13 protein-coding genes and 1 pseudogene are annotated in these 22,268 nt (G+C 66.7%); 7 read left to right on the top strand and 7 right to left on the bottom strand.

The features are described from left to right. Positions 1-27 precede the first annotated feature (27 nt). Both aceE and JLDANKMP_RS00335 read right to left on the bottom strand, forming a co-directional pair. A complete protein-coding gene (gene aceE / locus JLDANKMP_RS00340; RefSeq protein ID WP_212560319.1) occupies positions 28-2,700 on the bottom strand; it encodes a pyruvate dehydrogenase (acetyl-transferring), homodimeric type in 2,673 nt (890 codons plus the stop codon). Between the two features lie 245 nt (positions 2,701-2,945). Next, the gene (locus tag JLDANKMP_RS00335) at positions 2,946-3,344 is read right to left on the bottom strand and encodes a hypothetical protein (RefSeq protein WP_043035001.1); all 399 of its coding nucleotides are present in this window, start codon (positions 3,342-3,344) and stop codon (positions 2,946-2,948) included. 38 nt (positions 3,345-3,382) lie between these two features. On the opposite strand from JLDANKMP_RS00335, the gene JLDANKMP_RS00330 reads away from it, so the two are divergent. The 4 genes from JLDANKMP_RS00330 to JLDANKMP_RS00315 all read left to right on the top strand — a co-directional run bounded on the left by JLDANKMP_RS00330 (position 3,383) and on the right by JLDANKMP_RS00315 (position 9,598). Beyond that, positions 3,383-3,898, top strand: a complete 516-nt coding sequence (locus JLDANKMP_RS00330) for a sigma-70 family RNA polymerase sigma factor (protein ID WP_005409031.1) — start codon at positions 3,383-3,385, stop codon at positions 3,896-3,898. Next, positions 3,895-4,917, top strand: a complete 1,023-nt coding sequence (locus JLDANKMP_RS00325; protein ID WP_212560318.1) for a FecR domain-containing protein — start codon at positions 3,895-3,897, stop codon at positions 4,915-4,917. The genes JLDANKMP_RS00330 and JLDANKMP_RS00325 overlap by 4 nt, the downstream gene beginning before the upstream one ends. A gap of 141 nt (positions 4,918-5,058) precedes the next feature. Beyond that, on the top strand, positions 5,059-7,992 hold the full coding sequence (locus JLDANKMP_RS00320; protein WP_212560317.1) for a TonB-dependent receptor: 2,934 nt from the start codon (positions 5,059-5,061) through the stop codon (positions 7,990-7,992). A gap of 10 nt (positions 7,993-8,002) precedes the next feature. After that, the gene (locus tag JLDANKMP_RS00315; protein ID WP_212560316.1) at positions 8,003-9,598 is read left to right on the top strand and encodes an alkaline phosphatase D family protein; all 1,596 of its coding nucleotides are present in this window, start codon (positions 8,003-8,005) and stop codon (positions 9,596-9,598) included. A gap of 23 nt (positions 9,599-9,621) precedes the next feature. Here the strand turns inward: JLDANKMP_RS00315 and JLDANKMP_RS00310 are convergent, their stop codons facing one another. The 4 genes from JLDANKMP_RS00310 to JLDANKMP_RS00295 form a co-directional block, all read right to left on the bottom strand. Beyond that, positions 9,622-11,730 carry a phospholipase C, phosphocholine-specific gene (locus JLDANKMP_RS00310; protein WP_212560315.1) on the bottom strand — a complete coding sequence of 703 codons (2,109 nt, stop codon included), beginning with the start codon at positions 11,728-11,730 and terminating at the stop codon, positions 9,622-9,624. Between the two features lie 8 nt (positions 11,731-11,738). Then, on the bottom strand, positions 11,739-14,117 hold the full coding sequence (locus tag JLDANKMP_RS00305) for a TonB-dependent receptor (protein WP_212560314.1): 2,379 nt from the start codon (positions 14,115-14,117) through the stop codon (positions 11,739-11,741). Between the two features lie 120 nt (positions 14,118-14,237). Next, positions 14,238-15,164: a c-type cytochrome gene (locus tag JLDANKMP_RS00300; RefSeq protein ID WP_212560313.1), complete on the bottom strand. Its 927-nt coding sequence runs from the start codon at positions 15,162-15,164 to the stop codon at positions 14,238-14,240. Next, complete coding sequence (locus JLDANKMP_RS00295; RefSeq protein WP_088610881.1) at positions 15,161-16,507, bottom strand: cytochrome c; 1,347 nt, start codon at positions 16,505-16,507, stop codon at positions 15,161-15,163. Before JLDANKMP_RS00295 ends, JLDANKMP_RS00300 begins: the two co-directional genes overlap by 4 nt. Before the next feature lie 184 nt (positions 16,508-16,691). On the opposite strand from JLDANKMP_RS00295, the gene JLDANKMP_RS00290 reads away from it, so the two are divergent. Further along, positions 16,692-17,810 carry an alpha/beta fold hydrolase gene (locus tag JLDANKMP_RS00290; RefSeq protein ID WP_212560312.1) on the top strand — a complete coding sequence of 373 codons (1,119 nt, stop codon included), beginning with the start codon at positions 16,692-16,694 and terminating at the stop codon, positions 17,808-17,810. A gap of 81 nt (positions 17,811-17,891) precedes the next feature. Here the strand turns inward: JLDANKMP_RS00290 and JLDANKMP_RS00285 are convergent, their stop codons facing one another. Then, entirely contained in the window at positions 17,892-19,031 is a 1,140-nt protein-coding gene (locus JLDANKMP_RS00285; RefSeq protein WP_212560311.1) for an MFS transporter, read from the bottom strand. A gap of 184 nt (positions 19,032-19,215) precedes the next feature. On the opposite strand from JLDANKMP_RS00285, the pseudogene JLDANKMP_RS22435 reads away from it, so the two are divergent. Together JLDANKMP_RS22435 and JLDANKMP_RS00275 are read left to right on the top strand one after the other, a co-directional pair. Continuing rightward, positions 19,216-19,910, top strand: a pseudogene (locus JLDANKMP_RS22435) (alpha/beta hydrolase). A gap of 131 nt (positions 19,911-20,041) precedes the next feature. Beyond that, on the top strand, positions 20,042-22,246 hold the full coding sequence (locus JLDANKMP_RS00275; protein ID WP_212560310.1) for a TonB-dependent siderophore receptor: 2,205 nt from the start codon (positions 20,042-20,044) through the stop codon (positions 22,244-22,246). Positions 22,247-22,268 lie beyond the last annotated feature (22 nt).

Genomic DNA, 22,268 nt, shown 5'->3' with positions numbered 1-22,268 from the left:
GAATCCGCGGGCATGGCACCGGCAGCCTTACACCGAGGCCGGGTCGCGCTTGCCGGTGTCGATGCCGTACTTGTCGATGGCCTCCTGCATCCGCGAGCGCTCGATGCGGCCTTCGTCGGCCAGCGACTTCAGGGCGGCCAGCACGATGAAGTGGCGATCCACTTCGAAGAACTTGCGCAGCGACTCACGCGTGTCGGAACGGCCGAAGCCATCGGTACCGAGTGCGATGAAGCGGCGGTCGTTGATGAAGGGACGGATCTGGCCGCCGACGATCTTCATGTAGTCGGTGGCCACCACCACCGGGCCGTCATGGCCCTGCAGGCACTCCTGCACGTAGGGTACGCGCGGTTCCGCAGCCGGGTGCAGCAGGTTCCAGCGTTCGGCGGCCAGGCCGTCGCGGCGCAGTTCGGTCAGGCTGGTCGCGCTCCACACATCGCTGGCGATGCCGAAGTCCTGCTGCAGCAGTTCTGCCGCGGCTTCCACTTCGCGCAGGATCGAACCGCTGCCCATCAGCTGCACGCGTGGCTGTGAGTCGCTGTCGGCGGCCGCCGGGTGCAGCAGGTAGAGGCCCTTCAGGATGCCGGCCTCGGCGCCTTCGGGCAGTGCCGGCTGCGGGTAGTTCTCGTTGAGCACGGTGATGTAGTAGTAGATGTCTTCCTGGTCGACATACATGCGGCGCAGGCCGTCATGGATGATCACCGCCAGCTCGTAGTTGTAGGTCGGGTCGTAGGACACGCAGCTGGGAATCACCGACGACAGCACGTGGCTGTGGCCGTCATCGTGCTGCAGGCCTTCGCCCATCAGCGTGGTGCGGCCCGACGTGGCACCGAGCAGGAAGCCGCGGGTACGCGCATCGGCAGCGGCCCAGGCCAGGTCTCCGACGCGCTGCAGGCCGAACATCGAATAGAAGATGTAGAACGGGATCGTGGCCAGGCCGTGGTTGCTGTAGGCGGTACCGGCGGCGATCCACGAACAGATCGCACCGGATTCATTGATGCCTTCCTGCAGGATCTGGCCGTCCTTGGCTTCCTTGTAATAGCTCAGCTGGCCGGCGTCCTGCGGGGTGTACAGCTGACCCAGGTAGGAGTGGATGCCGATCTGGCGGAACAGGCCTTCCATGCCGAAGGTGCGCGATTCATCGGGCACGATCGGAATCACCAGCTTGCCCAGTTCCGGGTCCTTCAGCAGGCTGGTGAGGATGCGCACGAAGCCCATGGTGGTGGACTGACCGCGATCGCCGCTGCCCTGCAGCTGGGTGTTGAAGATCGACAGCGGCGGCAGCGGCAGTGGATCGACCTTGGCCAGGCGCGCCGGGAGCTGCCCACCCTGGATGCGGCGGCGCTCGGCGAAGTAGGCCGCTTCGGCGCTGCCCGGTTCCGGGCGCAGATAGGGCATCTCCTCCAGCTGGTCGTCGCTGACCGGCAGGTTGAAGCGGTCACGGAAGGCGCGCACCGCGTCGGCGCTCATCTTCTTCAGCTGGTGGTTGATGTTCTGGCCTTCGCCGGCTTCGCCCATGCCGAAACCCTTGACCGTCTTGGCCAGGATCACCGTCGGCCGGCCGCTGGTGTTCACCGTTTGCTGGTAGGCGGCGTACACCTTCTGCGGATCGTGGCCACCACGTGCCAGCGCCCAGATGTCGTCGTCGCTCATGTGCGCGACCAGCTCCAGCAGCTCCGGGTAGCGGCCGAAGAAATGCTCGCGCACGTAGGCGCCGCTCTGCGACTTGAAGGTCTGGTAGTCGCCGTCCACGCATTCCATCATGCGCTGGCGCAGCAGGCCGCTGTGGTCGCGGGCCAGCAGGTCGTCCCAGCCACTGCCCCAGATCAGCTTGATCACGTTCCAGCCGGCCGCGCGGAAGGTGCCTTCCAGTTCCTGGATGACCTTGGCGTTGCCGCGTACCGGACCGTCCAAGCGCTGCAGGTTGCAGTTGACCACGAACACGATGTTGTCCAGCCGCTCGCGGCCGGCCAGGGAAATTGCCGCCAGCGATTCGGGCTGGTCCATCTCGCCGTCGCCGAGGAAGGCCCAGACCTTGCGGCCCTGGTGTTCTTTCAGGCCGCGGTATTCCAGGTAGCGCATGTAGCGCGCCTGGTAGGCGGCGGTCAGCGGGCCCAGCCCCATCGACACGGTGGGGAACTGCCAGAACTCCGGCATCAGGCGCGGGTGCGGATACGAGGACAGGCCTTCGCGACCGGCTTCGCGGCGGAAGTTGTCCATGCGCGCTGGATCGATGCGGCCTTCCACGTACGCGCGGCCGTAGATCCCCGGCGCGGAGTGGCCCTGGATGTAGATCATGTCGCCGTCGAAGGTGTCAGTACGGCCACGGAAGAAATGATCGAAGCCCACGTCGTACAGCACAGCCGCCGACTGGTAGGTGGCGATGTGGCCGCCGACGTTGGAGTGCTTGCCGGCACGCAGCACCATCACCATCGCGTTCCAGCGGATCATCGCGTTCAGGCGGCGCTCGATGGCCAGGTCACCCGGGTAGGCCGGCTGGCGCTCGGGCGGGATGGTGTTGACGTAGGCGGTCCAGGCACGGGTATGCAGGTCGCCGTGCTGCCGGGCGTCCAGATCGCTCAGCTGGTCGATCAGGTAGTGCGCGCGCGGCCGGCCGCCGGCCTGCATCACCGCCTCCAGCGATTCACGCCACTCCTGGGTTTCCAGTGGATCGGTATCGAAGGGAATGAGGGCTTGGTTCATGGCTGTCTCCAGAGGGCGCCGGTCGGACGTCTGCCTGGGCGACAACACCGGCAGGGCGCACAGCACTGGAGCGGGGTCGCAACGGCGGGCGCCGTGACGCGAAGGGCGACCGTGGCGGCCACCGAGAAGACAAGCGTAGGCCTGCCCCCCACGCTTCGGTAGGCGTGCAGGGCTTGGGTCTCTGGCAAGCAAGGGTTGGTGCCGCGCGCCGTATCATGGGCCGATGCGCTGGGCGCGGCCGCTGATCAGGCCGGGGACAGCCCCGGCAGGAACACCGGGATGATCGCCACGCCGACGCCCAGCAGGCACCAGGCGACGATGGGCAACCAGCGCGCCAGGCGTTGGGCGGGTTCCGGTGCACGACGACCGCCGATCCACAGCAGCAGCGTGAGCACACCCAGCGCATAGGCGAGGACGACGATCACCGGATGCACATGGATGACCCGGCTGGGCGGCCACATCTGCTGCTGGTAGGCGGTGGTGTGGGCGACCAGCAGCAGGAACAGCAGGCTGCTGAGGGTGTTGATGGCGGTGCGTGCGTTGATGGGAGCACTCCTTGTGCGGGCTGCCGGGACATTGCAGGGGCCGCATTCTAGCGGCTGCCTGCCGGTCGTTGAAACGCCACTGTCATCGATGGCAGTCACCCTGCGGGGCTTTCCAGCCTCGGGGTGGTTGGCCGGCCGTGAACAGCGTGAGGATCTGGGAGAAGAGCTACGAACTGCGGCGCCGGCTGCTGCGTGGCTTCTTCCTGCGTCGCGGTTCGGCCAGCGAGGATGCCGAAGACCTGGCGCAGGAGGTCTACCTGCGCCTGCTGCGCAGCACCGGCGAGGATGCCGATGCGGTCGAGAACCCGGAAGCCTACCTGTTCACCGTGGCGGCCAACCTGGCGCGCGAGCATGCGCGCGCGCGGTCGTCGCTGCCGCCGCTGGAAGACGTCGACCTGCTGGCCGAAGTGCTGAAAAGCGAAGAAGACATCGAAGGTGAATTCGAGCGTGCGCAGCGCTGGAACGATATCCGCAGCACCATCGCACGACTGCCGGCGACCACGCGGCGGGTGATGGAACTGCACTACCGCGACGGGCTGGACTGCCCGCGAATCAGCCAGCAGCTGCAGGTGTCGGTGCACATGGTGCGAAAGCACATCGGCAAGGGGCTGGAGGCCTGCAGGAAGGCGCTGGGCGCCAGGGAGCTCACATGAACCGGACCTCATCGCCCGCGGCCGACGACACGATCGCCTGCGAGGCCATGGACTGGTTCCTGCGCAATCGCGAGGGGGCGCTGGATGAGGCCGGGCGCCTCGCGTTCCTGGACTGGATGAAGCGCTCGCCGGAGCACGTGCGCGCCTACATGCACGCCCTTGCGTTGCACCGGCAGGTGGGCGAGGCGCTGCAATCGCCGTTGCCTGACGACGCGGCGGTTCCACCGCGGCAGGTCGCCGCCAAGGTGGTGCCGCTGTTCGGTAGCGTGCACGCGCCGCCGCGCGCTGTGCCGCGTCGCGGTCGTGCGCGCTGGTGGGTGGCGGCTGCCGCAGCCTGTATCACCCTGCTCGGTGTGGGCCTGGTTCCGCAGGTGATGCCCACCGAGCAGCTTTACAGTGCCGGACAGGGTGAACTTCGCGACCTGGTGCTGCCCGACCAGACCCAGGTGCGGCTCAACGCGGACAGCCGCCTGCGGGTACGCATGGGCTGGTTCAGCCGCAAGGTGGAGCTGCTGCAGGGTGAGGCAACGTTCGACATCGCCCGCGACCGCCGTCCGTTCGAGGTGGCGGTGAACGGCCTGGAGATCCGCGACATCGGCACGGTGTTCGATGTATCGCGACGGCTGCAGAGCACGCGCATCGGCGTGGTCTCCGGCGAGGTGGAGGTATGGAGCCAGGGTGTGGCCCCCCGGCGTCTTGCGCAACTGCGCGAAGGCCGGGTGGTGCAGGTCGACGCGCGCAGCCATGCGGTCGAGTCATTGGACCTGCCATTGTCGATGCTGCTGGACTGGCAGCAGCGCAAAGTGTCCTTCCTCGACGAGCGGCTTGACGAGGTGGCCGCTGCCTTCAACCGGCACAACCAGGTGCAGGTACGCGTGCTGGACGAAGGTGCGGCATCGGCACGGTTGTCCGGCAGCCTCGATGCGCATCGCATCGGTGCGCTGCAGGCCTTCCTCGAACGCGACCCGCGCTTCGTGGTGAGGCGCGAAGGCGACACCGTGCGGGTTGGCAGCCGCTGAGGCCCGTGCGGTCGTGGACTGTCAGAAAAAATTCATCGAATCCGCGTTCTCCACTTCGGTGGATGCCGGCTCTTACTTGGGAGAAGCCGCTGCCGATCCGCGCAGGGGCACCTGCTGCCTTCTCTCTTCCAAGGACCCGTGATGCGCAACACGCTCTACCTGTCGATCATCCTCGCCCTGTCCCCCTGCAGCGTGCCGCTGGCCTTCGCCGCCGGTGCCGATGGCCTGGAGGCGCGTGTATCCACGCCGATCGCGGCGCAGCCGTTGGCGCGTGCGCTGGAGCAGCTGTCGCGCGGTTCCGGGGTGCAGTTCCTGTACTCGGCCGGCGGTGATGCCCGCATGGCCGGTGCGGTGCCGCGCGGTGCCACCGTCAGGCAGGCGCTGGACGCGCTGCTGGCCGGTACCGGCCTGGGGTACACCGTGGTGGATGGCAATGTCATCGCCATCGATCCGGCGCCAGCTCGCAACCAACCGAAGCCGGCCGCGCCGAAGTCGCGCGAGGCCGAGTCAATGGTGGCGCCGACCTTGGACACGGTGAAGGTGATTGCCGCACATGAGGTCATCGACCAGAAGAAGTCGTCGCCGGTGATCAAGGATTCGGTGGTGTATGACGAGATGGACAGCTACGGCGACGAGACCCTGGCCGAGAGCCTGATGGCCGCTCCAGGGCTGAGTGCGGTGGAGGATGCCGGCGAGCCACGTTATGTGACCGTGCGCGGCGTGCAGGCCAACCTCAACTACACCACCATCGATGGCATTGCGATTGCCAGCGTGGGGGGCAGTGGCTCCGGCGAGCGCATGAACAACCTGCAGCTGATTCCCAGCGACATCGGCACCCGTACCGACATCTACAAGAGCTTCAGTGCCGAGCAGGCACCGGATGCGATCGGCGGCGTGATCGACATCATCAGCCGCAGTGCCTTCGACCGGTCAGGCAAGTACGTGTTTGCCGATGTGGCAGGCATCTATTCCACCGCCGAGACCAACGTCGAGCGCAGCGCAGGTGGCAACCACGAGACCCTGGGCCACTTCGGCAAGAGCGCCAAGATGGTGTTCTCCAACCAGTTTGGTGTCGACCAGGAGTTCGGCATCGTTGCGGTGGCACGCTACGAGCAGCGTTCGCGCAACAGCGTCAAGCGCTGGGTGGAGTCGAACTACTACTACAGCGACGCTGGCAAATACCTCACCGACGGTACCACGGGTCCGGACCAGGCCAAGGGCTGGAACGGGCTGCGTGCGCCTGGCAACTTCAGCACTGGCACCTATACCAACTTCATCACCAACTTCGGTGGCTCCGCCAAGCTTGAGTGGAAGCCCTCGGATGATCCGTTCTACGCATCGTTGCTGCTGTATTCGTACCGGTTCTACGAGAACTCGACGATGAACAAGACGGATCTGTACGGAAACGCCAAGTTTCCGGTCCGCAACCAGACCGAAGACAGCGGCACCACCCAGATCAACAGCATCTACATCAAGAATCGCCACGACCGCTGGGATCGCAGCAACCGTGGCGCCATCGCCAGCTTCAACTGGGACATGGGGGACCGTTCGCGGCTGACCCTTCGCGGTGGCCATACCGAAGAGACCTTCCACAACAGCCAGGTCTACTGGGGCGTGCGCGCCTATCCAAGCAACCTGTTCGTCGACTACGAGAACGACAGCCACGGATTCCCCAACGCGGTGGCCGTTTCCGATTCCAGCCTGCTGACCAGTTCCGCATTCAAGCTCAATCCGGCGCAGGCCTACGTCTCCCCGCGCGATGCCAAGGAGAGCATCGACAACCTGCGCGCCGACTTCAGCTACAACATCGACGCCGATGCGAGAGGTTTCGGCCTGGCCGCCGGCGCCGAGTACCGCCACCTGAAGATCTGGCAGGACATCGACTTCGACTACTACAAGAGCAGCGCGACACTGAACGATTACCTGTACCCGGGTTCGACGCTGCTGGGCAGCGTGCCGGGCTTCCCGCTGATCGACAACCGCAAGTGGAACGAGCAACTGCTGCCGAAACTGGGCAACAACAACGCGGCGTATCCGAATGCCAACTTCACCAGTGACTACAAGTACGTGGAGGACATCACCAATGCCTATGTGTCCGCGCACTACGCCTGGGACCGGCTGCTGCTGATCGGCGGCCTGCGCTACGACCACACCCGCTTCGATGCCTACAGTCCGTTCAGCGATGATGGCGGCACTACCTATACCTCTGCGTTCCGCAACACGAGCGGTGGCTACAACAACCTGCTGCCCTCGTTGAACGCAACCTTCAAGCTCACCGAGGACCAGCGCCTGCGCTTCTCCGCCAGCCGCACGCTGGGCCGGCCGACGCCGAGCAACATCGCCCAGGCCACCAGCACCAGCTGTGGCGATGACGAGGAGGGCAGGGGCTTCTGCAGCATCAAGCAGGGCAATGCCGACCTGCAGCCGCGCCGTTCCACCAACATCGACCTGGCGTGGGACCTGTATTTCAACGGCAACAACGGCCTGGTCTCGGTGGCGCTGTTCGACAAGGTGATCAAGGACGACATCTACACCCTGACCACCTTCGAGGACGTGGGTGATACCCGCTACCGGGTGACCCAGCCGATGAACACCGATGAGTCCAAGCTGCGCGGTGTCGAGTTCGCGGTGGCCAACCGCAACCTGCAGTGGGGCCGCCAGCGCTTCGACATGTACTTCAACGCCACGCGGCTGGAAGGCCAGACCAACTACCGCATCAGTGATGGCACCGAGCGCCGCCTGGACCGGCTGCTGTACCAGCCGGACTGGTCGCTCAACGGTTCGGTGATCTGGCGCATGCCGTGGAAGAGCGCGCAGCTGCGCCTGTCCGGCACCTACCGCAGCCGGATGCTGGTCGACTTCGGCGACACCCAGTGGCTGGATTCGTACTACGACCCGTACATGACCTTCAACATGGGCTTCAGCCACAAGGTCAGCAAACACGTGACGCTGAAGTACGAGGCCAAGAACCTGTTCAACACCCAGCCGACCTACAGCACCGGCCCGAACGGGCGCTTCCGTACCGAGATCGACGACTACGGCCGCTTCTTCTACTTCCACATCATCTACAACTGAGGGCACAGCCGTGGAGACGATCAATCGCAGGCGATTCCTGGCCCTGGCCGGCCTGTCCGCTGCCGGTGCCTGGATGGGCACGGCACACGCGCTGGCCGCGCAGGCCGATGCCACCGCGCTGAACCCGCGCAACCTGCTGGCCAAGCCGCGCTTTGCCAGCACACCCTTCACCCTGGGCGTGGCCTCGGGTGATCCCTCGGCCGATGGCATGGTGCTGTGGACGCGCCTGGCGACCGAACCGCTGGTGTTCGGCGGCGGCATGCCGACCCGGCCGATGCTGGTCGAGTGGCAACTGGCCGCAGACGAAGGCATGCGCAAGGTGGTACGCCAGGGGGCGGCGATGGCGCATCCCGAACTCGGCCACGCCGTGCACGTGGAGCTGGACGGGTTGGCGCCCGGACGGCCCTACTGGTACCGCTTCAGCGTCGGTGGCCACGCCAGTGCGGTTGGTTGCACCCGCACGCTGCCCGCAGCCACGGCCGCGGTGGATCGCGTGCGCTTTGCGGTGGCCGGTTGCCAGCACTACGAAGAAGGCCACTACACCGCGTGGCGGCGCATTGCCGAGGAACCGCTCGATTTCGTCTTCCACTATGGTGACTACATCTACGAAGGCGAAAGCCAGCCGGGCCTGCGGAAGATGAACGGCCAGCCGTTCACCAACCTGCGCAACCACGTCGGCCCGCAGATCTACACGCTGGATGATTACCGCCGCCGCTACGCCCAGTACAAGAGCGATGCCGACCTGCAGGCCGCGCATGCGGCGGCACCGTGGTTCGTCACCTTTGACGACCATGAAGTGGACAACAACTGGGCCGGCGCCGAAGACCAGGATGACACGCCCAGCGAAGTATTCCTGCTGCGCCGCGCACAGGCGTTCCAGGCCTACTACGAGAACATGCCACTGCGCCGTTCGGCATTCCCGCGCGATGGCCACATGCAGATGTACCGACGTGCACGCTACGGCACGCTGATGGACCTGCACCTGCTCGACACCCGCCAGTACCGCAGCAAGCAGGTGAACATGGCGCTGCGTGAGGAGGTGGAATCGCCGGAGCGCAGCATTGTGGGGGCGAAGCAGGAGCGCTGGCTGTTCGACGGCCTGGCCGATGCCGCACCGCGCTGGCACACCATCGCCCACCAGGTGGCGCTGGGCAACTACATGCGCGAGAAGGATGGGGTGGTGCAGTCGTCCGACGACCAGTGGTCGGGCTATCTGGACAGCCGCCGGCGCCTGCTCGACCACATCGAGAAGGTGGGCTTCGGCAACGTGGTGACCGCCTGCGGCGACGCGCATCGCCACTATGCCAGCGATCTGGTGCAGGACCACCGTGACTCGGGCGTGATCTCCAGCGAGTTCCTCGCCACGTCGATCACCTCCGGCGCCGATGGCCAGGGTGTGGACGCGTATGCCAGGAACCAGCTTGCGCACAGCCCCTATCTGAAGGCGACCACCGACAAGCGTGGCTACGTGCTGTGCGATGTCACCCGCGATGCGTGGATCGGCGACATGAAGACGCTGGATACCGTGATGCAGCCGAATGGCGCGGTGCAGAGCTGGAAGCGCTATGCGGTGGAGCACGGCCGGCCGGGGCTGCAGGAGGCCTGAATCTACCGCTCTACAGAGATCCTTCAATCCTGCTCGAACCGCAGTGGTTCGCTGCCCATCGCCGGGTCACTGGTGCCGGGGCGCCCATCCTCGGCGCGACCGGCCAGGCGCAGCATGCTCTCGCCCGCGCCGATCTGCAGGTCATACCAGCCCGCCGTGGGCGTTGCGTCCCACGCCAACGCGGTTTCTGCGTGTGCGGGTAGTACCAGCGCCTGATCGGGCATGTGCCCGGCATAGGCACCAGGCTGCACACGAACCTGCTGCGCGCCGTCACCCAGGTTGCGCAGCCGCAGCCGCAGTTGGCCATCCGTGCGATCAATTGAAGCCTGCAGCGCAGGATCCTTGGCCGCCCCCTGGAAGTGGCGGTGGAAGCCGTTCGGGCCCAGCAGCCACAGGTCATAGCGGCCCTGGGCATCAAGCGGCCAGCGCTCGCGCAGCGCCATGCCCGGGAGCAGCGTGTAGCGGCGCGGCACCGCATCCAGCCGCAGCCGGTCGTAGACATGCAGCACTGCCGCCGCGCCTTCGCAGGATAGCGCCAGATCCACGCCCGAAGCGTCCACCGCAGCCATCGATGCCTGCGGCCGATAGGGCAGGGCGCGCGCCGGGCGTATGCCGACTTCCTGCTTCGCTGGTTTCAGCCCCTCCGGCAGCGCGGGCACGGTTCGCCCTGGCAACGCAGCGGCGCGTGCGGCCACCGCGCTCACGTCGGGCAGGCCGCGTACGAACGGGCGGGTATCGCGCTGGGCGAAGTCGAAAGCGTTGCTGAGGTCGCCGCAGACCGCGCGGCGCCACGGCGAGATGTCCGGTGCCGCCACACCGAAGCGGCGTTCGATCAGTCGAATGACCGAGGTGTGGTCGTAGACCTGCGAGTCGACCCAGCCACCCCGACTCCACGGCGAGATCACATACAGCGGCACGCGCGGGCCCAGTCCATACGGGCGGCCGCGCAGTTCGGCGGCATCGTACTTCTCGTCGCCCGGTGCGGGATGGCGGTGGTATTCGCCCTCGGTACTGACCGAGGACGCACCCGCCCAGCCGCCATCCACCGGCGAAGGCGGTGCCGGTGGCGGCATGTGGTCGAAGAAGCCGTCGTTCTCATCGAACATCAGCAGCAGGGCGGTGCGGCTCCAGACTTCCGGATCGGCAGTCAGCGCATCCAGCACGCGCGCGGTATAGGCCGCGCCCTGCGCCGGACTGGAGGGTCCGGGGTGCTCGCTGCCGGCCGCGTCGGCGATGATGAAGCTGACCTGCGGCAGGCGCCCGTCGAGTACGTCCTGGCGCAGCTGTGGCAGGCCACGGGTACTGACCCCGCGTGCGCGCAGTTGCGGGTCATGCCCGGGTGCAGCACTGTACGCCCGACGGAACGCCTCGAAGCCGGCCAGCGGGTTGTCGGTGAAGTTGTCCGCCATGTCCTGGTAGATCTGCCAGGACACGCCGGCCTTCTGCAGGCGCTCGACATAGCTGGTCCAGCGGTAGGACGCCGGATGCCCGCCGTGTTCGGGGAAGTTGTCATGCGAGTTGGCGATCACCGGGCCGCCGGCGCGGGCCTGTGCATCGTTGTGGCCGGTCCACAGGAACACCCGGTTCGGGTTGGTACCGGCCTGCATCGCGCAGTGGTAGGCGTCGCAGATCGTGAACGCATCGGCCAGCGCGAACTGGAACGGCATGTCGCTGCGCTGGAAGTAGCCCATGGAGTGGTTCTGCTTGGCCTTCGGCCAGTGCCCCATGCGGCCGTGGTCCCAGGCGCGCTGCGCATCGGGCCAGGTGTGCGGCGTGCCTTCCACCCGCATGTAGCCGAAGTGCGCGGCGGTATCCAGCGGGAACGGTGCGATCGCCCGCGTGCCACTGGCATCGGGCTGCAGCCACAGGCTGCGCGCGCGGCCACCGGCCTGCAGCGCGGCGGCCGGGGCCACGAAGCGGTCACCGAAACCACGTACCCCCGGCAGCGTGCCGAAGTAGTGGTCGAACGAACGGTTCTCCTGCATGAACACCACGATGTGCTGCAGGTCTTCGAGGCTGCGCGTCTGCGTGGCGGGGGCGATCGCTGCGGCCCGTGCGATGCTGGGCAGCAGCGGGGCAAGGCCGGCGGCAACGCCGGCCTGCAACAACCGGCGTCGGCCGATATCGGTCACGGGCTCACTCACAGGTCCACGCGGAAGGAGATGCCGACGGTGCGCGGGGCGCCGATGAAGGCGTTGTCGCGGCCGTCCACCCCCGCAAGATACCGCTTATCGGTGAGGTTGCTCACCACCAGGTTGGCACCCATGCCCTTCAGGCGCGGCGACAGGCCCTGCAGGTCGAAGCCGATGTTGGCATTGAACACGGTGGCCGAGGGCAGCTTGTTGACGTTGGCGGCGTCGAGGTAGCGGGTGCCCAGATAGCGGCCGGACAGGCCGAAGTTCCAGTTGGCGCCCTGCCAGTCGGCCGACAGCACCAGGGTGTTCTCCGGCTGGCCGATCACCTTGGCACCGTCGACGATGCCCAGCTGCGTATCGCGGGCGGCATTGCCACTGCCCAGGTATTTGGAGCGGTTGTAGGTGTAGGCCGCGTTGATCCGCCAGCCATTGTCCCACCCATAGCCGAACGCCGCTTCCAGGCCGTTGCTTTCCACGCCACCGAAGTTCTCGTAGACGCCGTCGGCCTCGCCCAGGTAGTCGATGCCGCTGACGAAGCCCGCCGGCAGGTAGACGATGCGGTTGTCGAACTTGATGTTGTACAGGGTCACCGAGGCGGTCAGCGGCCAGCGGCTGATGCGCATGCCCACTTCGATGTTGTCGGCGGTCTCCGGTTCGACATTGCGGAAGCGCTGCGGGTCGGTCTCGCCAAGTACGCCTGAAGGAATGGCGGCGAAATTCTGCGAGAAGCCGGCGAACAGCTCCATGCCTTCCACGCCCGGTGCCCAGGTGAAGCCGGTGGACAGCAGCGGATCGGACCTGGAATCGGATTTGACGTGCTCGCTGGCACCGATCACGCGGCGGCGCGATTGGTCGACGAAGAACTGCTTCACGCCCAGGCGGGCACTGAACGGCCCGAAGCGGGCCACGTCCTCGACGTAGTACATCTGCTCGTCAACCTTGTACTTGTCCTCGAACTGCACCCAGTAGGGCTGATGGTCGAAGGCGATGTCCTGGCCGACATTGAGCAGGCGGTGCCAGTCACGGCGTGCCGAACGGTCCAGCTTCTCCACCCACAGGCCGCCACGGATCGTGTTGTCGATCGCACCGAAGGTCTGCCGCCATTCGACGTCGGCGGTCACGCCCATGCGGTCGTTGTCGTAGTGGGTGTGGCGGTAGGACTGCGCGCCCAGCACGTTGCCCGCGTAGCAGTTCGGATCGTACTCGGCGGTGAAGCCCAGGCGCGGGGTGCAGCTGGCCAGGCGCTGCGCGGCGCTGCCATCGGGATTGACGAAGAAGATCTGGCCGCGGTTGCTGCCGCCGTACACGGTTTTGCCACCGAGATATTCCGATTCGGGGCGGCCCGCCCCCTCATCGCTGACCTGTGCCAGGTAAGGTGGAAGCCAGTCGCCACGACCTTGCATGCGGTGCCCGTAGGCGGCCACCGAGGCCTTGAACCCGTTGCCGCCGTCGAAGGCCGCACGCAGGTAACCAAAGGTGTTCTCGCGCAGCGCACGCGAGCCGGAACGGTAGTTCTGGTCCAGATACGGAATGCCGGTGAGGGTGCCGACCAGGTTGTCGCGATCCGGATTGGTGGCAAAGCCCTTCGGTGAGACGCTGGTGTATTCCGGCTCGTCGGCATCGTTGTAGGACAGGTAGCCGGTCAGGGTCCAGCGATCCAGTTCGGTGATGAACTTGCCGGCGATGTGGTCGTTGCTGGTGTGGCCGGTGCCGTCGATCCAGTCGTGCACCTTCGACGAGGAGGCGCTGATCCACGCGCGGGTGTGGCCGCCGAGCAGGCCGGTGTCGTAGCGCACGTAGTACTTGCGCGCATCGTTGTCACCGGCGCCGACCACGAAGCGCAGGCGGCTGTCCTGCAGCGGATCGCTGGTGAGGAAGTTGAGCGTGCCGCCCAGTGCTTCGTTCGAGCGCGAGGAGATGTCAGCGGTGCCCTGGCTGACTTCCACCGTCTCCAGGTCGAGGGTGTCGATGTAGCGGTTGGCCAGCGAGCCGCCGCCGTAGCCGGAGCCGCCGTTGGGCAGGCCGTCGACGGTGGTGCCGATCTGCTGGGTATCACGATTGGTGACGAACCCGCGCATGCTGATCTGCGTGCCCCACACCGACGAGCCGGTGGCGTCGGCCTCGCTGACCACCACGCCGGGTACTTCGTTCAGCGCATCGTTGACGCTGCTCATCACCGTCTGCCGGTTCAGTGTTTCTGCGCGCACCGACGTCTTGGCGTAGCTGGTGGCCTGGCCGATCACCTGCACCTGGTCGAGGGTGCGGGCATCGCTGCTGCGCGCTTCGGCCGTATCGCCCTGCGGTGCTTCTGCGAGGGCGTCCAGGGCGGGGGCGATCAGCAGGGCAAGCAGCGAAACACGGGGAAAGCGCGCAATCGTTCGCATCGATACCGGACCTTGGGGGGAGAGAAGCCCCCGAGTGTCGACAGCACCAATGACATCGACATGACGTAGAGATGCAGGAACCGTGTTGTGTGACGGCCGACGCCCCCGGCCGCCTGCCTGTCAGTACCGCGCGTCCTTGGGTTTCGGGTCGCGCGGCCAGTCCTTGGCCTTGTTGGCGAAGTCCGGGCGTGGCTGGTTGATGAAGTAGCTGGCGATGTCCACCGCATCCTGGTCGGGCATCACCTGCTGCCCAAGCGGGGGCTCGCGGGTCACCGCCGGTGGCATGTTGTGCTTGACGAAGCCGGCGGCCTTGTACAGGCGCGCCATGCCGGCGCCGATGTTGAAGCTATGGTCGCCCCATAGCGGCGGGAAGGCGATGTCACCGCTGGCGTCGCGCCGACCTTCGCCGTTGTCGCCATGGCAGGCGGCGCACTGCACGGCGTACAGCGCCTGGCCGCGGACCGGGTCCGGGGTCAGCGTGCTGTCGATGGGCCCCTCACTGCGGGCGGCCACCTTTGCACCTTCTGGCACAGGACTGCTCAACCACGCCATGTAATCGAGCATCGCGCGCATCTGCGGCGAGTCCTTCGGCAGCGGCTTGCCGTTCATCGAACGCTGCAGGCAGCCGTTGATGCGCTCGGTCAGCCCGATCACCTTGCCCGGGCGCGGCATGTAGCGCGGATAGGCGCCGCCGCCGGTATTGAAGTAGTGATTGCCGAAAGGCCGCTTGCCCTCGGCCATGTGGCACGAGTTGCAGTTCAGATCGTTGCCGACATTGTCCGGCAGCAGCCGTGCGGTCTCGTTGAGGATACGGCGGCCGAGCATCACCGATTCGGCATTGCCGAGCCCGGCGATTTCTTCGGCGCTGGGCGCATGGTAGTGCCCGACCACCTTGCCCTGCGCATCGAGGATATCGATCGTGCTGGCCACGGCGGCATCCAGGTCCGGGTACAGATGACGGTAAGCGAGGGTACCGGCGCCGGCCAGCAGCACGAGGGTGATCGCACTGGCGATCAGCAGGCGGGAGCGTTTGCTCGAACGTTTCATCGTGCGGCCTCCTGCGGAACGTAGTGCACCGGCTTGTCGCGCACCACCCGGCGCATGCGCGCCACGTCGACCTCGCTCACTGCACTGGCGTGGTTGCCCCAGCTGCTGCGGATGAAGGTCAGGATCTGTGCCAGCTGCGCATTCGGCAGCTGCTCGAAGCCGGGCATGGTGAAGGCCATGCGGTCATGCGGGGTATGCGGCGTGCGGCCGCCGATCAGGGTCACCTGCACCAGCGAGCTGGGGTCATCGGCGAACACGATCGAGTTGCCGGCCAGGGCGGGATAGACGCGCGGCATGCCGCGCCCGTCGGCGCGGTGGCAGGCCTGGCAGTGCTCGGCATAGGCCAGCGAACCGGCCACGCGGTAGTCGCCGCTGCGCAGTGCGGCGGTGGTGGTGTCGGTACCGGGCGACCACTGTGCGCTGCGTCCTTCGCGGGCGGGCAGCTGCTTCAGGTAGCGGGCCATCGCCAGCAGGTCGGCGTCGGACAGGTACTGCGTGCTGTGCTCGACCACGTCGGCCATGCCGCCGAAGGCCGCCGATCGATCGGTGCGGCCGGTACGCAGGAAGTCGACGATCTCGCCCTCGCTCCAGCTGGCCAGGCCGGTCGACTCGTTGCGCAGGTTCTTCGCATACCAGCCTTCCAGTACCGAGCCGGACAGGAACTGGCGGCTGCCATCATCGGCCATCGCCTTTTCCTGGAACGCCAACCCGCGTGGCGTGTGGCAGGCACCGCAGTGGGCCAGGCCTTCCACCAGTTCGGCGCCGCGCTGCTGGCTGGCATCCAGCGACGGATCCGGGTTGAACGTGCGCGGGCGTGCGAACAGCAGCTGCCACCAGGCCAGTGGCCAGCGCATGTTGGCCGGCCACGGGATCGTGCTGTCGGCGTTGTCCTGCTTCACCGGTTGCACCGAGCCCATGAAGTAGGCGTACAGCGCCTTGATTTCGGCGTCGCTGGCGATCACGTACGATGCGTACGGCATGGCCGGATACAACGGCTGCCCATCGTGGCGGATGCCGCGACGTACCGCGCGCTCGAAGTCGGCGTAGTCGTAGGCGCCAATGCCGGTGTCCGGATCGGGCGTGATGTTGGTCGAGTAGATCGTGCCCATCGGCGTCTGCATGCCGAGGCCACCGGCGAACGGCTTGCCGCCGGGCGCGGTGTGGCAGGCCGCGCAGTCGGCCGCGCGCGACAGGTATTGTCCCTGCGCGATCAATGCCGGATCGTGGATGTCGACCTGCGCGGCCTGTCGCGGTGCGAACCAGTAGGGCGTGGTGCGGGCGACGCCGTAGGCGGCGGCCAGCGTGGCGGCCAGGGCAATGGCGAGCTTGAACGAGGTGCGCATGGCGGCACTGTGGGCAATCCCGCGCGCGCGTTCATTGATCCGGATCAATGACTGAACAGATACAGCTTGTACACCAAGCTGAATCGTTCCTGCGTTGTCATCAAGCCGTCATCCATGCGCGATAGATGGCCCGTGCGCGCGTCGCTAACCTGCCACGCTGTCGCACCCTTTTCCCCGATTGCCCATGAAGCGCCTGCTGCTGCTGTTGCTGGCGTGCGCCGGCCTGTGGCTGGCTGCATGCTCGTCCTCGATCAATGCCTCGTCCACCTCGCTCGCCGATCGGCTGATCGCGCCGGGTGGCGTATCGACCCTGCTCGATCGCCCGCGCATTGCTGCGGCCATCGCCGAACTGCCCAATCGCCACGGCTTCGCGCCGGGCCGCGATGGCGTGCCGATCTTCTGGCGTGTGTTCGATCCTGGCGATTACGGCGCGCGTTACCACTACCTGCCGCAGCGCCACGAGAACGGCCTGCCGCTGGATACCGGCCTGAGCCTGGCAGTACCGCAGCCGTTCCGCGCGCAGGCACCGCGCGGCACCGTGGTGCTGCTGCACGGCTGGATGATGAACGGTGATTCGATGCTGCCGTGGTCGTTGCAGTTGGCCGAATCCGGCTACCGCGTGGTCACGCTTGACCTGCGCAACCATGGACAGTCCGGTACCGGGCCGTCGGGCTATGGCACCTATGAATCCGACGATGTGGTGGATGTGATCGGCGAGCTGCGCGCGCGTGGTGAAGTAGCCGGCCCGCTGTACCTGTTCGGCGTGTCCTATGGCGCCGCCACAGCGGTATTCACCGCCGACAAGCTCGGCGACCAGGTGGAAGGGGTGGTGGCGATGGAATCGTTCGCCAATGCCGGTGTGGCGATCCGCACGATGATTCCGCACCTGATGGGACTGCAGCCGGAAGGCCTGAAGGCGCAGGCGATGGCGTCGTACGCGCGCTGGCGCTACGGCGGCCAGGACATCAACCAGGTGATCGCCGCCGCCAGCCGCCGTATCGACGTCGATCTGGACCGCGTGGATGTAGCGCGCGCGCTGGCCGATACCCGCGCCTGCGTGCTGCTGCTGCACGGCCAGGGCGACCAGCACATTCCGGTCAGCCAGGGCCGCGAACTGGCCCAGGCCAACCCGCGCGCGCACTACATCGAGATGCGCGGCGAGGACCACATCACCCTGCCGCTGCGGCTCGACCTGCTGGCCGGAGTGGTCGATGACTGGATGGCGCGCGATGAGCACCACCCGAAGAGCGCCTGTCCGGCCCCACAGCTGCCGGCCCAGGCCGAATGGCTGGCCCACCGCTGAGAAAAGGGGACGGAGGGGATTAAGTCGTTTCCCGCACAGCTGGGCCATAAACGACTTAATCCCCTCCGTCCCCTTTTTCTGTCAGGCCACCCGTCGTGCCAGCGAGCGGGCAGACGCCGCGACGCCCAGCAGCAGCGCGGCCACGCACAGGAAGGCGAAGCCGAGGCTGGTGGCGTGTGCCAGTGCACCGATCGCTGCCGGGCCGGCGAGGATGCCGGCGTAACCCAGCGTGGTGACTGCGGTGATGGCGATGCTCTCCGGCATCACCCGCTGCTGGCCGGCCATCGAGAACAGTGCCGGCACGATGTTGGCGCAGCCCAGCCCGACCAGCACATAGCCCGCCAGCGCCACCGGGAACGAGGGCACCAACGTGGCCAGGGTGAAGCCTGCTGCGGCGGTGATGCCGCCGAAGACCAGGGTGCGGGTGCGGCCGAGGCGCTCGACGATGCCGTCGCCGAACAGGCGCATCGCGGTCATCGCCAGGGTGAACAGCGCGAAGCCAGCGCCGGCCTGGTCACGCGGCACCTGCCGCACTTCGGCCAGGAACACCGCGCTCCAGTCCAGCATCGAGCCCTCGGCGAGGAACACCACGAAGGCCAGCACGCCGATGAACAGCACCACGCCGTGCGGCAGCGCCAGCAGTGGGCCGTCGTGCAGGATCCGTTGCGGGCGCCAGTGCGGCGCCGACAGCACCGCGACCAGCAGCAGTGCCGCCACCGAAACCAGCGCGGCCAGCCACAGCGGTGAACCCAGGATCAGCAGGCCGGTCATGCAGCCGGCGCCGACGAAGCCACCGATGCTGTAGAAGGCGTGGAAGCCGGACATCATCGCGCGCCCGGCGTCGCGCTCGACCGCGACCGCCTGCATGTTCATCGCACAATCCAGCGCACCGACGCCGGCGCCGAACACGAACAGTGCCGCACCCAGCGCCACCGGCGAGGGCGCCAGCACCAGCAAGGGCAGGGCGCACAGCATCATCGCGCAGGTGATCACCATCACCCGGCGGCAGCCCAGCCGCCCGGTCAGCGCGCCCGCCAACGGCATCGCCAGCAGCGAGCCGAGCCCAAGGCACAGCAGCACGGCGCCGAGGCTGGCGTCGGACAGCCCGGCCTTGGCCTTGGCGTAGGGCACCATCGGCGCCCATGCGGCGGTGGCGAATCCGGGAATGAAGAAGGCGGCGCGGGTGGCGTGCTGCTGGGCACGGGGGGATGAAGGCGTCATGCGCGATGCGGAGCTCCAGGGAACAGTCATGAAAACGATTTCAGACTGACTCGGCAAGTGCCATGCGTGACATCGGGCGACGCATACGATTGCAGTGACCCGATTGCGTCACCAGCGATTAACGCCACGCACGGACAGTGGCTGCACGGTCTGCATTCCGCCGGCCGCTGCCGGAGACCTCTACATGAGCACGACACCGACCATCCTCCTCGTCCATGGCTTCTGGGGCGGGGCCGCACACTGGGCCAAGGTGATCCTGGAACTGCATCGCAACGGCCACGACCGTGTGCAGGCGGTGGAACTGCCGCTGACCTCGCTGGCCGACGACGCAGGGCGCACCCGGAAAATGATCCGGCAGATCGACGGGCCGGTGCTGCTGGTCGGCCACTCCTATGGCGGCGCGGTGATCAGCTAGGCCGGCAACGAGCCCAACGTGAAGGGCCTGGTCTACATCGCCGCGTTCGCGCCTGATGCCGGCGAGAGTCCCGGTGGCATCAACAGCAGCACCTGCCGGAGGCGGCGCCGAACCTGGCACCGGACAGCGATGGCTACCTGTGGCTGCGCGCGGACAAGTTCCATGAGAGCTTCTGCCAGGATCTGAGCGAAGACGAAGGCCGGGTGATGGCCGTTACCCAGAAGGCACCGCTGGCCAGCACCTTCGGTGATGCGGTCAGCGACCCGGCGTGGAAGCACATGCCGAGCTGGTACCAGCTGTCCCGCCAGGACCGCATGATCGCGCCGGAAAACCAGAAGGCCATGGCCGCAAGGATGCAGCCGAAGCGCCTGCTGGAGCTGGATGCCAGCCATGCCTCGCTGGCTTCGAAGCCGAAGGAAGTGACCGCGCTGATCCTGGAGGCCTGCGCCGCCATCGGCGGCTGATCCCGCGCCAGCACTCCGCACGACAGCCGCAGCGTAGGGGAGTACACTCCTGCGCCGCGGCTGTCCGGCCGCGTCCCTCTCTTCCCTCCAGCCGCCGCCAGAGGATCCCACCCTATCGTGGAGGTCCCGCCGTGCTGTCTGTGCCTGTTGTCCATACGCCGTCCCCCTTGCCGCGTCGCCGCGCGTTGCCGCAGGCGCTGGCCCGGGGGGTGCTGATCGCTGCTCTGGGCAGCAGCGGTATTGCTGTGGCGCAGTCCAGTACGGATCCAGCCAAGGATTCGCAGGCGCCTGCATCACAGACCCTGCAGACCGTGCAGGTCACGGCCAACCTGCTCGGTACCATCACCGAGGGCAGCGGCGCCTATACGCCCGGCACCATTGCCACCGCGACCCGCCTGGTGCTGACGCCACGGCAGACCCCGCAGACCATCAGCGTGATCACCCGCGCCCAGATGGATGACTTCGGCCTGCACGGCATCGATGACGTGATGCGGGTGACCCCCGGCGTCAGCATCGTCACCTACGACAGCGAACGCACCGAGTACTACGCGCGTGGTTTCGCGATCCAGAACTTCCAGTACGACGGCATTCCGATGTCGCGCAATTCGGCGTACTCCGCCGGTAACACGCTCAGCGATACCGCCATCTACGACCGCATCGAGGTGCTCAAGGGCGCGACCGGCCTGCTGACCGGCATGGGCGATCCGGGTGCGACCATCAACCTGGTGCGCAAGAAGCCGGGCAAGGACTTCGCCGGCAGTGCCTCGCTGGGTGTCGGCCGCTGGGATGACTACCGCGCCGAGCTCGATGTCGGTGGCCCGCTGACTGCCGATGGCCGCGTGCGTGGCCGTGCCGTGGGTGCCTGGGAAGACAAGCGCTCCAACCTGGACAACTACCAGCGCACCAGCAAGGTCGGCTATGCCGTGGTGGAAGCCGATCTGGGCGATCGCACGCTGCTGTCGGTCGGTGGCGACGTGATGGACAGCGACCCGAAGGGGTCGACGTGGGGCGGCATTCCGCTGCTGGACAGCGCCGGCAACTTCAACCGCATGCCGCGCTCGTTCAACAATGGTGCGCAATGGGCCGGCTGGCGCCAGTACGTGCGTACCGGTTTCACCACGTTGGAGCACACGTTCGCCAACGATTGGATTGCCAAGCTGCAGCTCAACCACCAGGTCAACGGCTATGACGCCGCACTGGCCGGTGCCGCCGCCGGCAATCCTGATCCGTTGACCGGCGAGGGCGTCAGCCTGTGGCTCGGCAAGTACGTTGGCAAGACCGTCAGCAATGCCGCCGACTTCTATGTGAGCGGGCGTTTCGGCCTGTTCGGGCGAGAGCATGAGCTGGTGGTCGGTGGCAGTGCCTCGCGCAAGCGCTGGACCAATACCGGCTACGGCCCGCAGGCGGGGTTCCCGGATACCGTGCCGGACTACAGAAGCTGGAATGGCGACATTGCCGAACCGCAGTGGCAGCGCACCTATGACAACAATGAAGTGACCCGCGAGAATGGGCTGTACGTGGTTGGCCGCTTCGACCTGGCCGATCCGTTGAAGCTGATCGTCGGCAGCCGCCTGGCCAGTTACCGCTCGCCGGACACGCGAGAGACCGGCGTCCATGTGCCCTATGCCGGCGTGGTCTACGACCTCGGCGAGCATTACTCGGTGTATGCCAGCTACAGCACCATCTTCAAGCCGCAGGGCGAGCGTGACGAGCAGGGCAAGGCACTGGATCCACTGGAGGGCCGCAGCTACGAGGTTGGCCTGAAGGCTGAGTTCTTCGATGAACGCCTCAATGCCAGTGCGGCGCTGTTCCAGCTTGATCAGGACAACTTCGCCCAGCCCACCGGCGGCAAGACACCGGATGGCCAGGATGCCTACCGCGCCTTGATGGGCGTGCGCACCAAGGGTTACGAGCTTGAAATGTCGGGTCAGCTGGCCGAGGGCTGGCAGGTGCAGGGTGGGTTCTCCCACAAGATTGCCCGCCAGGCGGGCACCAAGGTGACCACGCTGGAACCGGAGAACCAGTTCAGCCTGCACACCCGCTACCGCCTGCGTGGCGCCTGGCAGGGGCTGACGCTGGGTGGTGGCGCACGCTGGCAGGATTCGACCTTCGGCGAGATCACCAATCCCGCCACGCGGGCCAAGGTGGTGCATCGCACGCAGCCGTACTGGTTGCTCGATGCGATGGCGCGCTACCAGTTCAACGATCGCCTGTCGGCCACGGTCAACGTCAACAACCTGCTCGACAAGCGTTACTACACGATCTTCAACTGGTACAGCACCTACGCCTGGGGCGAGCCGCGCAACGTGCGGTTGAGCTTGAATTACAGGTTCTGACGCAGATGTGCCCGCGATGCTC

The sequence above is a fragment of the Stenotrophomonas sp. PE591 genome (genome assembly GCF_018320795.1).
Taxonomy (GTDB): domain Bacteria; phylum Pseudomonadota; class Gammaproteobacteria; order Xanthomonadales; family Xanthomonadaceae; genus Stenotrophomonas; species Stenotrophomonas maltophilia.
This window is presented reverse-complemented; position numbering and strand designations above follow the sequence as displayed.

Coding starts and splice junctions, on each gene's coding strand:
- aceE (WP_212560319.1), bottom strand. CDS start 2,700: ATGAACCAAGCCCTCATTCCCTTCGATACCGATCCACTGGAAACCCAG.
- JLDANKMP_RS00325 (WP_212560318.1), top strand. CDS start 3,895: ATGAACCGGACCTCATCGCCCGCGGCCGACGACACGATCGCCTGCGAG.
- JLDANKMP_RS00320 (WP_212560317.1), top strand. CDS start 5,059: ATGCGCAACACGCTCTACCTGTCGATCATCCTCGCCCTGTCCCCCTGC.
- JLDANKMP_RS00305 (WP_212560314.1), bottom strand. CDS start 14,117: ATGCGAACGATTGCGCGCTTTCCCCGTGTTTCGCTGCTTGCCCTGCTG.
- JLDANKMP_RS00300 (WP_212560313.1), bottom strand. CDS start 15,164: ATGAAACGTTCGAGCAAACGCTCCCGCCTGCTGATCGCCAGTGCGATC.
- JLDANKMP_RS00295 (WP_088610881.1), bottom strand. CDS start 16,507: ATGCGCACCTCGTTCAAGCTCGCCATTGCCCTGGCCGCCACGCTGGCC.
- JLDANKMP_RS00290 (WP_212560312.1), top strand. CDS start 16,692: ATGAAGCGCCTGCTGCTGCTGTTGCTGGCGTGCGCCGGCCTGTGGCTG.
- JLDANKMP_RS00285 (WP_212560311.1), bottom strand. CDS start 19,031: ATGACGCCTTCATCCCCCCGTGCCCAGCAGCACGCCACCCGCGCCGCC.